A 14,843-nucleotide genomic window follows, 5' to 3' on the forward strand; every position below is an offset into this window, starting at 1 on the left:
GAGTCGGAATTCAAAGAAAAAGACGATGTAATGAAGACATTTCGAACCCACCCGATTGGCATCGACCAAGGCGAGGCCGTGCTGTTTTCCGAATTCGCTGATGGTGGCGATATGTGGACGGGTGAGGGGCCGCGCGAACGGCGCAAACCTGTCACCTTCAGTCAGCCCTTCCGGTCGGTGCCGGTGGTTCAGATTGGCGTGTCGCTGTGGGATGTGGACACATCCTCTGCCTTGCGTGCCGAAGTGACGGCTGCCGACGTAACGCCCGAAGGTTTTGTCGCCGTGTTCCGAACATGGTCAGACACACGCATTGCCCGGATACGGGTGACGTGGACGGCTATAGGTGAAGTGCCTCACGAGGATGACTGGGAGATATCGTGAAGCATGAGCTTAGAAAGACATACCATGCATTCTTCGCGTTGATCAGCGCAGTCTGGAAACCAACCAACCCCATTCGTAGGGGTTAGTGCCGCTCAGGTTTATGGCGGAAATCGTTATTAAGGCTCCAATTAGAAAGTAAACAGGAACACGACCCAAGCCAAATCCACGTAGACGAAGCCCGGTAATTCCGATGAACACGGAAAGAAAAGCTAGCCCAATCATAGCCATGCCTGCCTCAGTGGCGAACTCACGCGCAACATTGGTGTCGATTGAGCGGGCGACTGTTCCGACGATCAGGTAAAATGACGCGATGGAGCCAAAAATGAAGCCCACAACAGAACTGATGGTCCGCGCCATGTATGACGCTTTACGTTTGGGGCGCCCGTCAGTTCCGGAACCGTGTGAGATTGTCTTGTTCTGCTGCGTGTTGGCCGCAGTAAGGCCGCGGTACATAAGAACGCAGCCATACACCAGCATCAACGCGCCTCCGATACCCAGCCCGGCTGCGGCACCCATCCCATAGCTTTGCTTTATAGTCTCGTAGCTATCGTTGGCCTGTCTCATTAATTGTTGGCCGACACTCAAAATCAGAATGCCGACAAGTACCTTCCAGTGTGTCGGACGCAATGATGAAGCTTTTGTAACCTCTTGCGAAAGGGGGGCGCTCGAATGCGGATTTTTAGCGTTGATGCGTTGAATGCGGTCCTGAAAGCTTGCGCTGGACATAGGTCGATGTCTCAAGAATTAAACTTAAGGTTTCGAAAATCCCTACCCAGATAATGTGGTGAAAATTGGCCGAATGTCGGCGGATTTAGTGTACCGGCACAAGGAAAGGTGCTTGCAGTAATACTGCGCTTTAGGCGGCTAAACTTGTCTAACTCCTGCGGTACTCGTCGCGCTCGTGCAAAGGTCGCTTACGAAGTTGCCACGCCGGAGAGCTCCAAAATGTGTCAGACGCATTACGACCAAGCTCTGCAAGAGAGCGGCGTCAGGTTTCGTGGTGCTTTGAAGAAAGGGCTAGTTTAGGCCCCTTTGTCTTCCTCGATCATGTCTACCCGCGTCGCGTGACGGCCGCCTTCGAATTCGGCCCCCAGAAACGCATCGACGATGTCCAGCGCCTGGCCTTCACCCACCACACGGGCGCCGATGGACAGCATGTTGGCGTTGTTGTGCTGGCGGATCATCCGGGCCGAGAATGCGTCCGAGCAGACGCCACAGCGGATGCCGGGGACTTTGTTCGCCGCCATCATGATACCCTGTCCGGTGCCGCACAGAATGATCCCCAGTTCGCAATCCCCCGAGGCCACAGCCTGCGCTGCGGCTTTGCCATGTTTGGGGTAATGCGTGCTTTCGGGAGTAGTTGGTCCGATATCGACCACGTCCCAGCCTTGGGCTGCAACGTGGTCGGCGACGGCTTGGCGCAGATCGATGGCTGCGTGGTCGCTGGAAAGAACAATGCGTTTTGAGGCGGTCACTGGAACGTCCTGATTTGATATTGCAACGAAAAAGGGCGGCTGTCGGGCCGCCCGTCTCTGTCAGTCCATGTGGTACATGGATTCGTAGATCGGCGTCAGGGTCTTGTCCTCGAACAGGGACGACACGCTGGTGCCGTTCCAGATGTTCAGGATCGCTTGGGTAAAGATCGGCGCGGTCGGCACGATGCGGATATTCTTGGCCTTGTCGATCTCTTTGGTGGGCTGAATGGTGTCGGTCAGCACCAGCGACTTCATCACCGAGTTCGTCACGCGTTCGACCGCCGGGCCGCTCATGACGCCGTGGGTGATGTACGAGTGCACTTCTTTTGCGCCCTTATCCAGCAACACCTGCGCCGCTTTGCACAGCGTGCCGGCGGTGTCGCACATATCGTCCACGATCAGGCAGATCTTGTCCTTCACGTCACCGATCACGGTCATCTCGGCGACTTCGCCGGCCTTTTCGCGGCGCTTGTCCACGATTGACAGGGGCGCGTTGATCCGCTTGGCCAGCTCACGCGCGCGGGCCACGCCGCCAACGTCGGGCGAGACCACCATGATCTCGTCCAGATTGTCCTTGAACTGATTTTTCACATCCAGTGCAAAGATCGGCGAGGCATAAAGGTTGTCCACGGGGATATCAAAGAACCCCTGAATCTGCGCGGCATGCAGGTCCATTGTCAGAACCCGCTCGATCCCGGCGCCGGTCAGCATGTTGGCCACCAGCTTGGCGCTGATCGGCGTGCGGGCTTTGGTGCGGCGATCCTGACGGGCATAGCCGAAATAGGGGATCACGGCGGTGATCCGCTGCGCGGACGAGCGGCGCAGCGCGTCGGCGATGATCAGCAATTCCATCAGGTTGTCATTGGCCGGGTTCGAGGTCGGCTGGACGATGAACATATCCTCGCCACGGACGTTTTCGAACACTTCGACGAAAATCTCGCCATCGTTGAACCGTTCGACCCGGGCATCGACCAGACCCTGATCGACACCGCGATACAAGCTCATGCGGCGAGCAATGGATTCGGCAAGCGGAAGATTGGCGTTCCCAGCGATAAGCTTGGGTTCGTGGAGTGTCGGCATCGGCTGAGGTCCCCGGGCAGCAATGGCAAATGTGACAGATTCGTGATGTTGACACCGCTTAGCATGGCCTTAACGTCCAGCAAAGATAACGCTGCGGAGAAAGTGAACATGGCCCGGATTGACTACTTTTTTGCGACACTCTCGCCATTCACCTATCTGGCTGGCGCGCGGCTGGAAGAAATTGCGGCCAGGCACGGGGCGACGATCAATTACAAACCGCTGGATATCATGGCCCTGTTCGCACGCACCGGGGGGACGCCACCGAAGGATCGGCATATCTCGCGCGTTGAATACCGGGCGCAGGAGTTGCTGCGGCAGTCCAGAAATTTGGGAGTGGAGTTCAATCTGCGACCGGCGCACTGGCCGACCAATATGGCGCCGTCCTCTTATGCGGTGATCGCGGCGGTCAAGGACGGCTCTGGCGATGTGGGCCAACTGGTCCAGTCCTTCCTGCGCGCCTGTTGGGTCGAGGAAAAGGACATCGCGCAGGATGACGTGATCCGCGCGTGCCTGTCAGACGCCGGGTTTGATCCGAACCTTGCCGACAGTGGCCTGCTGGTGGGGGCTGAAACCTATGCCGCCAATCTGGAAGAGGCGGTGGATCGCGGCGTCTTTGGTGCGCCTTTCTATATCACCGAAGATGATCAGAGGTTCTGGGGACAGGATCGGCTGGACGATCTGGATCGGCACCTGACCGAGATGAAAGGGTGAAGGACCTGTCACCGGTTCATGTCAGAACCTTGGGGCAGGGCGCGCGAAACGTTCTGGCCCTGCACTGCACGATTGCGCATTCCGGCGCCTGGTCCGGTCTGGCTGCGGCGCTGGAGGGCGAGGCGACCCTGATCGCTCCGGACATGCTGTCGCATGGGCGCAGTCCGGATTGGGACGGGCAGGGCGATTTTTTCGACCTCGCGACGGAAGCGGCGGTCGCACAGCTGACCGAGCCGATGGACGTGATCGGCCATTCCTTTGGCGGCATGATAGCGTTGCGCCTTGCGGTCGAACATCCTGAGTTGATCCGCAGCGCCGTGTTGATCGAGCCTGTGTTCTTTGCGGTCGCGAAACAGGACGCGCCCGATTTGATGGCAAAGCACGACCACGAGGCGCAGCCCTACACGGACGCTCTGGCCGCCGGAGACATGGCGCTGGCCGCGCGCCTGTTCAACAGGATGTGGAGCACCGATGACAGCCCCCGCTGGCCGGACCTGCCGGAGCGGACGCGTGCCGCGATGGTGCGCGGCGTGCACGTTGTTCCAGCGGTCGAAGATGTTCTGTTTCAGGACCAGAAAGGGCTGCTGAGCCCCGGCGTTCTGGACCGAGCGGCCATGCCGGTTCTGATCCTCAGCGGGTCAAGGACGCATCCGGTGATGCCTGTGATTGCACAGGGGCTGCAAAGGCGGCTGCCCGATGCACACTGCGCCGTGGTCGAGGGGGCAGGGCATATGTTGCCGATTTCGCATCCGCAAGACACTGCGCGCCTTGTACGGCAGTTCTGGCAGGACGTCGGCAGCCGTTAAAGCAGGGCGAGGAACCGGTCGATCTCCTCAGCGCTGATCGACCAGTCGCAGACCAGGCGGCAGGCAAGGATTTCCGCGTCATCGTCGCCTTCCAGCTCCGCCCCCCACAGGTGATAAACGGCACCTGCGTCGTGCAGCAGTTTGTGCCGCGCGCGCGAGAATTGCGCGAAGATCATGTTGGCCTGCGGTTCATGCAGGAACGAGGCCCCCTTGGCGCGCAATCCCTCGGCCAGACGGGCGCAGTTGGCATTGGCTTGACGTGCCAGTTTCAGCCAAAGGTCATCCTGCAGATAGGCCGCCATCTGCGCCGAAAGATAGCGGTGTTTGGAAAACAGATGCGCCCCGCGCTTGCGGCGCAGTTCGAACTCCCACGCTTTGGTTTCGTCGAAGAAGACAACCGCCTCAACCCCCATAAGCCCGTTCTTGGTACCGCCAAAGCTGACCGCGTCCACACCCGCTTTCCACGTCATCTCAGCCGGAGAGCAGTTCAGCGCAACCAGCGCGTTGGTGAACCGCGCACCGTCCAGATGCACCGGCAGGCCGTATTCCTTGGCCACACCGCACAGCGCCTGCAGCTCGGCCAGTGAATAAACCGAACCGCGTTCCGTGACCTGCGTGATCGACACCGGCCCGCGTTGCGGGCCATGCACACCGCGTGTCTCTTCGGCCAGAATCGAGCGGCGCAGGGCTTCGGGCTCCATCTTGTCGCTGCCCTGCACCAGCGTCAGTTTGGCACCGCTGTAGAATTCCGGCGCGTTGCATTCATCCTCATGGATATGCGCAACAGGCGAACAGAAAACCGTATCCCAAGGGTTTGCCAGCGTCGCCAGCGCCAGCGAATTCGCCGCCGTTCCGGTGGCCACCAGATAAACCGCCGCGCCCGGAGCCTCGAAGATGCCGCGAATGCGATCGCGCACCTCGTTCATCAGCGTGTCGGCGCCATAGGCCATCTGATAGCCCTCATTGGCCGCGTTCAGTGCGGCCATGACCTGGGGGTGAACCGGCCCGGAATTGTCAGAGGCGAAATACATCAGCTGGGCTCCTCGATGATATAGTCTTCCCACTCTTCAAGCGGTGTTTCGAACTCGGATACCGTGCGGCCCTGAACCGACATCCCGGCGGCGTGCACGCTGTTCGGCGTACCAGATATCAACGGGTGCCAGTCGTAAAGAGGTTTGCCTTCCCACAGCAGCCGATAGGCGCAGGTCTGTGGCAGCCAATAGGCGTGGTCGTCGATGTTGTCCGGCTTCATGACGATGCATTCCGGCACGAACTGGTGGCGGATATCGTATTGCGTGCAGCGGCAGCTCTCATCGTCCAGCAGGCGGCAGGCGACGCAGGTCAGGGCGACCTCGCCGGTATCTTCGTCTTCCAGCTTGTTCAGGCAGCATTTGCCGCAGCCGTCACACAGTGCCTCCCACTCGTGCTGGTTCATCTGGGCCAGTGGTTTGCGTTCCCAGAAACGGGGGCTCAGACCGTTGCGATCAATCGGATCGGTTGTCATAGCACCGCCAGAATGCTGCGAGCCTTATCGCAATCGGCACCCATTTGAGTGATGAGGCCGTCCAGCCCGTCAAAGGTCATCTCGGGGCGTAGATAGTCGATCAACCCGACCGAAAGGGTCGCGCCATAAAGGTCGCCCGAGAAGTCGAACAGAAAGGTCTCGATATTGGGCACTTCGCCGTGGAACATCGGCCTGGTCCCCACCGAGGCCGCGCCGTGATAGCTGCCCTGATGGGGGCCGTCCAACACATCGACCAGCACCGCATAGACGCCGAATTTCGGCGGGTGCAGCCCCTCGATGGACATGTTTGCCGTGGGGAAGCCCAGCTCGCGGCCACGCTGTTCGCCGCCGATGACCTCGCCTTCGATGCGATGCCAGTGTCCCAGCATGGCGGCAGCATCGCGCGGGCGGCCTTCGGACAATGCGGCGCGGATTGCGGTCGAGGAGACCACGTTCTCGGACCGCTCCATCAGCGGAGCGATGGTGACGCCGAACCCCATCTCTTGCCCAAAGCGGGCCATGTCATCCGCCGTTCCGCTGCGGCCTTTGCCGAAACGGAAATCGGCGCCTACGACCACATGCGACAGGCCCAGCCCATCGCAGATCACGTTGCGGGCGAATTCCTCGGGTGTCAGCCCGGCCAAGGCCGCGTTGAAGGGCAATTCGTACAGTTTCCGCACGCCCAGCTTTTCCAACCGGTGCGCGCGGGCGTTGCCGCGCATCAGGCGAAAGGGGGGGGCATCGGGTGCAAAATACTCGCGCGGGTGAGGTTCGAATGTCAGCACGCCCAAAGGGGCATCCGGGGCCGCATTGCGCGCCAGTTCGATCACCGATTGGTGGCCGATATGAACGCCGTCAAAATTCCCGATCGCCACGCTGGCGCCGCGGTCCTGAGGCTCGACAAACTGAAAATCCCGGATAATGCGCATAGTGCCTGCCTAGCGGGACTGCGGGGTGGGTTCAAGCGCCTGATTTCGCCGTCCCGCCGAGGGTCTGTCGGCTTGAAGCCGTCGGACCTATTTCTGAATTGTCGTACCTGCCGGTCTGGCGGTCTGAGGCGTGACCTAGGCTGCACGGGAAGGATCAATGCCCAACTGAGTCACTCGCCAGCGGGCCTTGTCAAAGACCATGCGCAGGGCGGCGTACGGGTTCGGATAGGTGTGTTGGCCCTGATGAATGCGTCATCCAGTCGACCAGAGGCGGTGAGCGGAAGTAGGATGCCGGTTTGGCCGCGCATCCGGCTGCGGCCAGCCGTTTGCACGGAAACGTGCTGCCGCTGCGTGGGTTTGCACAGATGACGTGCGCGCCGAAATGACTCACGGCCCGGAGGTAGACCGGGCCGATGGCTGAAACATGACAGGTAGAGCCTGGATTCGGCTCAGTCGAACTTGCGCGACGGGGCCAATACCATGGCCTCACCGACCAGCACTTTCTTACCATCGACCGAGCAATGGCAGTCCAGCTTGACCCGACGCTTGGAAAAGTCGATGTCGATCACCTTGACCTCGGCATAGACCATGTCGCCGGGGCGGACCGGGGCCAGAAATTTCAGCGACTGGCCCATGTATACGGTGCCGTGGCCGGGCAGTTGTTCCCCGATCACGGCCGAGATCAGACCGGCGGTCAGCATCCCGTGCGCGATGCGCCCCTCGAAGATCGTGTCACGGGCGTAATCGTCATCCAGATGCACCGGATTCCGGTCAGTCGAAACCTGCGCGAACATCTCGATATCTTCGTCCGTCACCACTTTGCGCAGGTAGCGGGTCATACCCATTTCGATGTCTTCGATACAGATCGTGCCGCGCGGAAGATTGTCCAACATGTCGCCCTCACTTGAATCCGCAGGGCAACAAAACAACCAAAGTCGCCCTAGTTCGGCAACTTTATTACTTCGCAGTCGCAGAAAATCAAGTCTTTTCTGACTATCTCAAACGGCCGATTGTATAGGTGGGGTTGATTTTTTCCCTTGCGATATAGTCAGTTAGGGATTCGTGGTGCGGATGGTGCTCAGTTTTTGTTTCGGCTGCGGCCAATCCGCCCGAGATGAACAGAGAATCAATTCCCTCTCCCATACCGCCCAGAATGTCGGTATGGGGGCCATCACCGATCACCAGAATATCGCCATCAGGGATGTCATGACCCAATTCCTGCAGCCGACGACGGGCCAGATCATAGATCGGCGGATGCGGCTTGCCGAAGTACAGGCTCTCTCCACCCATCTCGGTGTATAGCCGGGCCAGCGCGCCCGCGCACCATTCCCGAACCTCGCCCCGGTCGACGACAATATCGGGGTTGGCGCAGAGCAGCTTCATACCCTTTTGCTTGGCATAGAGGAAATCGGGGCGGTTCACCGACGGGTCCGCCATCGGGTCGAACGGGCCGCAGCAGACGATGCCTTCGGCCTCGACCAGCGGGACACGTTCGATGTGGATGGGGTGGTGCAGCAGTTTCAGCGGCTCAAAGAACCCGGCATCGCGCTGCCATTCCCCCATGAAATAGACCTTCTCACCCACCGCACCCCGAAACATGGCCGAACGCGCCGAGTCGCCGCTGGTGGCGATGGTGTCATAGGCATCCTCGGGCACGTTGAATTGTGCCAGCTGCTCGGCCACACCCGCGCGGGGTTTCGGAGAGTTCGTGACCAGCACCACGATCCCGCCATTTGCCCGATAGGCCTGCAGGGCGGCGACGGCCTCGGGGAAGGCGGTGATGCCATTGTGAACGCAGCCCCAAAGGTCAACAAACAGCGCCTTATAGCGGTCGGATACGTCGGACAGGGCGTGGATGATCTGGGTCATAATGGCCTCGGGCAAGAAAACAGGTTTGCGCTAGCTATGCCAAAGCGCGGGCAGAATGACCATCCCGCACGGTGTCAGCGGGCAGCGCGCCATTCGGCTCAGAGCCGGATTCGTGTTATGCTACGCGCCGATTTGTTACGTTTATTGCGATTGCAGGATGCAGAAAGAGGGCGGCTCTCAGGGTAGGACCGAAGCGGTTTTCCGATGGTTTCAGATCATCGCAATATCGCTCGCCGGTTTGTGGGCGGTGTTTCAGTTCGGCTTGCTTGAATTTGGCAAGAGCTATGTGCTGGAGGTGAATGTTTCGGCCTCGGTCGGAGAGCCGGTAATCGAGATGGGGATGGTGCCGGTCAAGATTTCTTCGACCGTGCGAAACACGGGCCATAAGGAACTTACCCTGATTTTTGCCACGGCGCTGTTCGGCGAGGAACATTTCCTGCCAGTAGAAGAAGGCGAGGAACCGATCATAAACTATTGGAGTTCGAGTTCGCACAAACCCTATCGCTTTGACGGAAAGTGGGGCGAGCGAGAATTCATGTACGCCACGGCGTTCGAGTTCTTCTCACCCGACTATTGGCTGGATCGGAATGAAATGCAGACGAATGAGGTGCTTTTCTTTGGCGACCTCTTTAACGTCAATCTCTTTGCCTACCGCATCGAGTTTTATGCGGTTGAGCGATGTCGGGGGATTGCCCCGTTCCGAACGTGCTATGAATTCAAGGTGGAGACGTTTGTCCCATCTGGGGATACCCAGTGCTTGGGGGATATACTTGAAGTCGAGTTGGCAGACCTGTGTGTTCAGTATTGGCGTCTGGACAAATCTGCAGATCAGGAAGAGTGGGAGCGGGTTTTCAAACGTGATCTGTATACGGATCACGGCTTGATTTTGTATCGCCGTGAGGGGCTTTTGTTTCACCAGCACGCGAATGCGGGTGTCCCGAACAAAACAGGGGCACCGGAATAGGTGCCCCTGCAACTGGCGTTCAGATTAGATCAGACCTTGAGGTTCGGAATGATCTGCTTTTTGCGGCTCATGATGCCCGGCAGAACAACGGCGTCGCCATCGACCGATGCGCCAAAGCTTTTTTCGGCTACGCCTTTGACCAGATCGTTCGGCACCAGCAGGGTGGCTTCTTCGTTCAGGATGTCGACCACGAACAGCAAAACCTGATCAACACCATCTTCCTTGGCGACGTCTACCATCGAATCTGCCAGGCTGGCCTTGCGGTCCAGCACGACGCCAGGTGCGGTGGTTTCCAGAACCGAGACGCGGAACTTGGTGCCGTCGACTTCGTATTCCTTGCTGTCCATGCGGATCAGTTCAGCGTCCGAAAAGGACGACACGTCCGATTTCGCCGCGAACATGTCGGCAGCATAGGCCGAGACGTCCAGACCCAGATCGGCGGCCAGTTTCTCGGCCACTTCGCGGTCATGCGCGGTGGTGGTGGGCGAGCGGAATTCCAGCGTGTCCGACAGGATGCAGGTCAGTGCCGCGCCTTTGACGGCGTCGGGCATCTTGGCGGCGTCGTCGCCCATCAGGTCAACCATGATGGTCGCGGTGCAGGCCAGCGGGCGCACGGTGATGTCGATCGGGCCTTTGGTTTCCAGACCGCCAACCAGCTTGTGGTGGTCGATGATGGCACGGATGTCGGCGCTGTTGACGCTGGCGGGCAGCTCGGCCGGGTTGTTGGTGTCGACGATGACAACCGGAGCATCCGCGTCCACATCTTCGATAATGCGCGGCTTGGGTAGATCCCAGCGTTGCAACATGAAGGCCGCTTCGGTGTTGGGCTCGCCCAGCAGAACTGGCTCGGCCTGTTCGCCTTTCACTTCGTTCAGGTACCACGACCACAGGATCGGCGAGCCTGTGGAGTCCGTGTCGGGGGATTTATGGCCAAATACAAGGGTTGTCATGTCAGCGTCCTGAGGATGATAAATTTGCGCGCCTTATAGGTCGGACCGCCGGGCTTGTCACCCGGCAGTGTTTACGCTGCGACGGTTGGTCTGAAATTCGTCCGTATACCCTCAGAACTGGGCGCGGGTCAGGGTGTATCCGGCCTGTTGCAACTGGTACAAAAGGCCGTGCGTGTCGCCTAGATGCCCCGCGCCCACGGCAATCACGGCGGTCTGATCCTGAATATTCAGTATATGTCGCATCCAGTTGTTGTTCCGCTCGATTAACAGGTGCTGTTCGAACGCATCCCATTCCTCGTCAAAGATTTCGGGTGACATGCCGGAATACTTGCGCGCCATGATGCGACCCAGTTCGATGGAATGCGCGTGATTTTCGTCGAAATAGGATTTTGCCATGGTGACCATCTGGTCGTCGCTGTTGCCATAGGCATTGGACATCCGCGCCAGCGATTCCGCCTGTTCTTCGATGGTGTGGATTTCGAACACCGCCATCAGTTCCTCGATGCTCTCCAACGAGAATTGCGGGATGCCGCGTTCTTCGGCCAATTCGGTCAGGCGTGCATCCAACCCGCGACTGGCCTCGGGGTCCGCAATCAAACACGCAGGCATCGCCAGCGTCATGCCCAGAAACCAGGGGCGCATTTTTGCCCCCATCCAACTGGGTATGCCGCGCTCAGCCATTGCTGACGATAGGGCCGACCACGCCTCTTCGGGCAGCAATTCGATCAGGGTAGGACCGGATGTAATCAGGATCGGGCTTGGGTCACGGGCCAGTTCCTGTTCCCAAGCGTCCATCTCGTCCTGAGTCACCTCGAAATAAAAGGCATCGGCCTGACTGAGTGTTGGTGCAAGGCGTTCTACAATCGTGTCCATGCGCGAATCGCTCAGGTGGAGCGTGCCGATCAGATGCAGAACCGTGTCGCCCTTGCTCGCGATCCAGTGGTTGCCCTCGGGATAGGGAACGCCTTCAAGGGCCCGTTCCAGTTCCGCCCTGGCCGAAGGTGTCAGATCGGCCTTCAGATCACGCCCTTCGCAGGCAGCTTGAACTGTGGCGGGCAGCAGCAGGCAGATCAGAAAAAGAAACAGGCGCATGTGTATCATCCCGGTGATGTCATCTTGCCGGACCTTGCCTCGGTGCAGGGCGGTATGCAAGGCAGATCAGAGGCTTGCATGTGGCCTCTGGCATTCTGTGGCAATTCGCCTAGCATGTGTTTATGAACCGCGAGCAGGATCTCTATCCCCCCATCAAGGCGTTGCTGGAGCGTCAGGGCTATACCGTCAAAGGCGAGGTCGGCGCGGCCGATATCGTCGCCGTTCGGGATGGGGATGAGCCGGTGATCGTGGAACTGAAGCTGCGGTTTTCGCTGGCACTGTTCCATCAGGCGATCACGCGGCTGAAGGTGACCGATCAGGTCTATATCGGGGTGTGCAAACCCAAGGGGCGCACGGCCCGGCGGGCGTTGAAGGACAACCTTGCTCTGTGTCGCCGTTTGGGTCTGGGGCTGATCACCGTGCGGGCCGATGGTACGGTCGAGGTACAGTGCGACCCCGGCCCCTATGCGCCGCGCAAGAACAAGGCCAAAGCGGCGCGGTTGCTGCGTGAATTCGACCGGCTGGAAGGTGATCCCAATGCCGGAGGCGCCACCCGGCACGGGATCGTCACGGCCTATCGGCAGGACGCGTTGAAATGCGCGGCTCATCTGGCCGAATGCGGCGCGACCAAGGGGGCCGAGGTGGCAAAAGCGACCGGAGTACCCACGGCCACCCGCCTGATGCGGGAAAACCACTATGGCTGGTTCGACAAGATCGACAAGGGCGTCTATGCGCTGTCGGATGCAGGCAGCGAGGGCCTGAAACACTGGGCCTATAGCTGGGAAAGCGCCGACTGAGGCCATTTGCCAAAAAATCCATCACAGCTTGTTGACTCGGGGATTTGGACTCCCTAGCTATGCGTCGCTGGCACTCATACACCCCGAGTGCTAACGCCCCGCCAGCCGGCGGGGGGAGGATAAACAAACTTTGAGCCCAAGGAGCTGCAAAGATGGCATTGAAACCGCTTCATGACCGCGTGCTGGTTCGCCGTACCGAAAGCGATGAAAAAACCGCTGGTGGTCTGATCATTCCTGACAGCGCAAAAGAAAAGCCCAGCGAAGGCGAAGTCGTTGCAACCGGCGAAGGCGCACGCAAGGACAGCGGCGAACTGATCGCTATGGCTGTGAAAGCTGGCGACAAGATCCTGTTCGGCAAATGGTCGGGCACCGAGGTTCAGGTCAACGGCGAAGAGCTGCTGATGATGAAAGAAAGCGACATCATGGGGATCATCGAGTAAGCCCACGCGCTTCTCTGACTCTTCATTCCCAACTTAATTTCTCAAGGAGAAACGACATGGCTGCAAAGGACGTCAAGTTCGACACCGATGCCCGTAACCGCATGCTGGCAGGTGTGAACATCCTGGCCGATGCTGTTAAAGTGACCCTGGGCCCCAAAGGCCGCAACGTGGTTCTGGACAAATCCTTCGGCGCACCGCGCATCACCAAAGACGGTGTATCGGTTGCCAAGGAAATCGAACTGGAAGACAAGTTCGAAAACATGGGCGCGCAGATGGTGAAAGAAGTCGCCAGCCGCACCAATGACGAAGCCGGCGACGGCACCACCACCGCAACCGTTCTGGCCCAGGCCATCGTTCGCGAAGGTCTGAAGCAGGTTGCTGCTGGCCTGAACCCGATGGACCTGAAGCGCGGCATCGACCTGGCAACTGCCAAGGTTGTTGAAGGCATCAAGTCGGCTTCGCGCGAAGTCAAGGACTCGGCTGAAGTTGCTCAGGTTGGCACCATCTCGGCCAACGGCGAGGCTGAAATCGGTCAGCAGATCGCAGACGCGATGCAGAAGGTTGGCAACGAAGGTGTTATCACCGTCGAAGAAAACAAAGGTCTGGAAACCGAGACCGATGTTGTCGAAGGTATGCAGTTCGACCGTGGCTACCTGTCGCCTTACTTCGTCACCAACGCAGACAAGATGATCGCAGAGCTCGACGACTGCATGATCCTGCTGCACGAAAAGAAACTGTCCTCGCTGCAGCCGATGGTTCCGCTGCTCGAGCAGGTGATCCAGTCGCAAAAGCCGCTGCTGATCATCGCGGAAGACGTTGAAGGCGAAGCGCTGGCAACTCTGGTTGTCAACAAACTGCGCGGCGGCCTGAAAATTGCTGCTGTCAAAGCTCCGGGCTTCGGCGATCGCCGCAAAGCCATGCTGCAGGACATCGCAATCCTGACCGGTGGTCAGGTCATCAGCGAAGATCTGGGCATGAAGCTCGAGTCCGTGACCATGGACATGCTGGGCACCGCCAAGAAAATCGAAATCACCAAAGACGAAACCACCATCGTCGACGGTGCTGGCGAGAAAGCCGAGATCGAAGCACGTGTTGCTCAGATCCGCACTCAGATCGAAGAAACCTCGTCGGACTACGACCGTGAGAAGCTGCAAGAGCGTGTTGCCAAACTGGCAGGCGGTGTTGCTGTTATCCGCGTCGGCGGCATGACCGAAGTTGAAGTGAAAGAGCGTAAGGACCGTGTGGACGATGCTCTGAACGCAACACGCGCTGCTGTGCAGGAAGGCGTTGTTGTCGGCGGTGGTGTTGCGCTGGTTCAGGCCGGCAAAGCACTGGAAAACCTGAAAGGTGCAAACGCCGATCAGGACGCAGGCATCAACATCGTTCGCAAGGCAATCGAAGCGCCTCTGCGCCAGATCGCCGAGAACGCAGGTGTCGACGGTGCGGTTGTTGCTGGCAAAGTCCGTGAAAGCGACGACGCAGCATTCGGCTTCAACGCGCAGTCGGAGGAGTATGGCGACATGTTCTCGTTCGGCGTGATCGACCCGGCCAAAGTTGTCCGTACCGCTCTGGAAGATGCGGCATCGGTTGCCGGTCTGCTGGTCACCACCGAAGCGATGGTTGCAGACAAGCCGCAGAAAGACGCACCTGCCGCAGGCGGTATGCCGGACATGGGCGGCATGGGCGGCATGATGTAAGCACGTCGAATTCGCCTTGGCGAATTCTGACGGTCCCGACAGGCGCTTGGCTGCAAGGCAAAGCTGCCGAGAGGGAAAAGTCGCAGGAATATGGACGGGGTTGCCTTCGGGCGGCCCCGTTTTTTTTCAGGATGCCCGCTGCGCGTGC

The 14,843-nt window shown here is 59.2% G+C and carries 18 protein-coding genes; 7 read left to right on the top strand and 11 right to left on the bottom strand.

What is annotated here, in order from left to right:
* Positions 1-30 precede the first annotated feature (30 nt).
* On the top strand, positions 31-381 hold the full coding sequence (locus tag ACOQFT_RS17295; RefSeq protein ID WP_421599130.1) for an H-type lectin domain-containing protein: 351 nt from the start codon (positions 31-33) through the stop codon (positions 379-381).
* 42 nt (positions 382-423) lie between these two features.
* On the opposite strand, the gene ACOQFT_RS17300 is transcribed toward ACOQFT_RS17295, so the two are convergent.
* The 3 genes from ACOQFT_RS17300 to ACOQFT_RS17310 all read right to left on the bottom strand — a co-directional run bounded on the left by ACOQFT_RS17300 (position 424) and on the right by ACOQFT_RS17310 (position 2,936).
* On the bottom strand, positions 424-1,107 hold the full coding sequence (locus ACOQFT_RS17300; protein ID WP_421599131.1) for a hypothetical protein: 684 nt from the start codon (positions 1,105-1,107) through the stop codon (positions 424-426).
* A 296-nt stretch (positions 1,108-1,403) separates the two neighbouring features.
* A complete protein-coding gene (gene rpiB / locus ACOQFT_RS17305; RefSeq protein WP_421599132.1) occupies positions 1,404-1,856 on the bottom strand; it encodes a ribose 5-phosphate isomerase B in 453 nt (150 codons plus the stop codon).
* A 60-nt stretch (positions 1,857-1,916) separates the two neighbouring features.
* The gene (locus ACOQFT_RS17310; protein WP_421599133.1) at positions 1,917-2,936 is read right to left on the bottom strand and encodes a ribose-phosphate pyrophosphokinase; all 1,020 of its coding nucleotides are present in this window, start codon (positions 2,934-2,936) and stop codon (positions 1,917-1,919) included.
* A 108-nt stretch (positions 2,937-3,044) separates the two neighbouring features.
* Here ACOQFT_RS17310 and ACOQFT_RS17315 point away from each other — a divergent pair, with 108 nt between their 5' ends.
* Together ACOQFT_RS17315 and ACOQFT_RS17320 are read left to right on the top strand one after the other, a co-directional pair.
* Positions 3,045-3,647, top strand: a complete 603-nt coding sequence (locus ACOQFT_RS17315; protein ID WP_421599134.1) for a 2-hydroxychromene-2-carboxylate isomerase — start codon at positions 3,045-3,047, stop codon at positions 3,645-3,647.
* Positions 3,644-4,453: an alpha/beta fold hydrolase gene (locus tag ACOQFT_RS17320; RefSeq protein ID WP_421599135.1), complete on the top strand. Its 810-nt coding sequence runs from the start codon at positions 3,644-3,646 to the stop codon at positions 4,451-4,453. The genes ACOQFT_RS17315 and ACOQFT_RS17320 overlap by 4 nt, the downstream gene beginning before the upstream one ends.
* Here ACOQFT_RS17320 and ACOQFT_RS17325 read toward each other — a convergent pair.
* The 6 genes from ACOQFT_RS17325 to ACOQFT_RS17350 form a co-directional block, all read right to left on the bottom strand.
* Entirely contained in the window at positions 4,450-5,484 is a 1,035-nt protein-coding gene (locus ACOQFT_RS17325; protein WP_421599136.1) for a threonine aldolase family protein, read from the bottom strand. The genes ACOQFT_RS17320 and ACOQFT_RS17325 overlap by 4 nt on opposite strands.
* A complete protein-coding gene (locus tag ACOQFT_RS17330) occupies positions 5,484-5,957 on the bottom strand; it encodes a YcgN family cysteine cluster protein (protein WP_421599137.1) in 474 nt (157 codons plus the stop codon). Before ACOQFT_RS17330 ends, ACOQFT_RS17325 begins: the two co-directional genes overlap by 1 nt.
* The gene (locus ACOQFT_RS17335; protein WP_421599138.1) at positions 5,954-6,886 is read right to left on the bottom strand and encodes a bifunctional riboflavin kinase/FAD synthetase; all 933 of its coding nucleotides are present in this window, start codon (positions 6,884-6,886) and stop codon (positions 5,954-5,956) included. Before ACOQFT_RS17335 ends, ACOQFT_RS17330 begins: the two co-directional genes overlap by 4 nt.
* A gap of 190 nt (positions 6,887-7,076) precedes the next feature.
* Complete coding sequence (locus ACOQFT_RS17340) at positions 7,077-7,397, bottom strand: Stf0 family sulfotransferase (protein WP_421599139.1); 321 nt, start codon at positions 7,395-7,397, stop codon at positions 7,077-7,079.
* Positions 7,336-7,779 carry a MaoC family dehydratase gene (locus ACOQFT_RS17345; protein WP_170478393.1) on the bottom strand — a complete coding sequence of 148 codons (444 nt, stop codon included), beginning with the start codon at positions 7,777-7,779 and terminating at the stop codon, positions 7,336-7,338. Before ACOQFT_RS17345 ends, ACOQFT_RS17340 begins: the two co-directional genes overlap by 62 nt.
* Positions 7,780-7,879: 100 nt before the next feature.
* Entirely contained in the window at positions 7,880-8,755 is an 876-nt protein-coding gene (locus tag ACOQFT_RS17350; RefSeq protein ID WP_421599140.1) for an HAD family hydrolase, read from the bottom strand.
* A gap of 55 nt (positions 8,756-8,810) precedes the next feature.
* Here ACOQFT_RS17350 and ACOQFT_RS17355 point away from each other — a divergent pair, with 55 nt between their 5' ends.
* A complete protein-coding gene (locus ACOQFT_RS17355) occupies positions 8,811-9,719 on the top strand; it encodes a hypothetical protein (protein ID WP_421599141.1) in 909 nt (302 codons plus the stop codon).
* Positions 9,720-9,748: 29 nt separating this feature from the next.
* Here the strand turns inward: ACOQFT_RS17355 and ACOQFT_RS17360 are convergent, their stop codons facing one another.
* Positions 9,749-10,669 (bottom strand): manganese-dependent inorganic pyrophosphatase, encoded by a 921-nt coding sequence (locus tag ACOQFT_RS17360; RefSeq protein ID WP_421599142.1) that lies wholly within the window; start codon positions 10,667-10,669, stop codon positions 9,749-9,751.
* Positions 10,670-10,780: 111 nt separating this feature from the next.
* On the bottom strand, positions 10,781-11,761 hold the full coding sequence (locus ACOQFT_RS17365) for a TraB/GumN family protein (protein WP_421599143.1): 981 nt from the start codon (positions 11,759-11,761) through the stop codon (positions 10,781-10,783).
* Positions 11,762-11,883: 122 nt separating this feature from the next.
* Here ACOQFT_RS17365 and ACOQFT_RS17370 point away from each other — a divergent pair, with 122 nt between their 5' ends.
* The 3 genes from ACOQFT_RS17370 to groL all read left to right on the top strand — a co-directional run bounded on the left by ACOQFT_RS17370 (position 11,884) and on the right by groL (position 14,695).
* Positions 11,884-12,558 carry a DUF2161 domain-containing phosphodiesterase gene (locus ACOQFT_RS17370; RefSeq protein WP_421599144.1) on the top strand — a complete coding sequence of 225 codons (675 nt, stop codon included), beginning with the start codon at positions 11,884-11,886 and terminating at the stop codon, positions 12,556-12,558.
* A 152-nt stretch (positions 12,559-12,710) separates the two neighbouring features.
* Positions 12,711-12,998, top strand: a complete 288-nt coding sequence (locus ACOQFT_RS17375; RefSeq protein WP_120632017.1) for a co-chaperone GroES — start codon at positions 12,711-12,713, stop codon at positions 12,996-12,998.
* Positions 12,999-13,054: 56 nt separating this feature from the next.
* Positions 13,055-14,695 carry a chaperonin GroEL gene (groL, locus tag ACOQFT_RS17380; protein ID WP_421599145.1) on the top strand — a complete coding sequence of 547 codons (1,641 nt, stop codon included), beginning with the start codon at positions 13,055-13,057 and terminating at the stop codon, positions 14,693-14,695.
* Positions 14,696-14,843: the final 148 nt, after the last annotated feature.

It is taken from the genome of Ruegeria sp. MALMAid1280 (assembly GCF_049195285.1).
Lineage (GTDB): Bacteria > Pseudomonadota > Alphaproteobacteria > Rhodobacterales > Rhodobacteraceae > Ruegeria.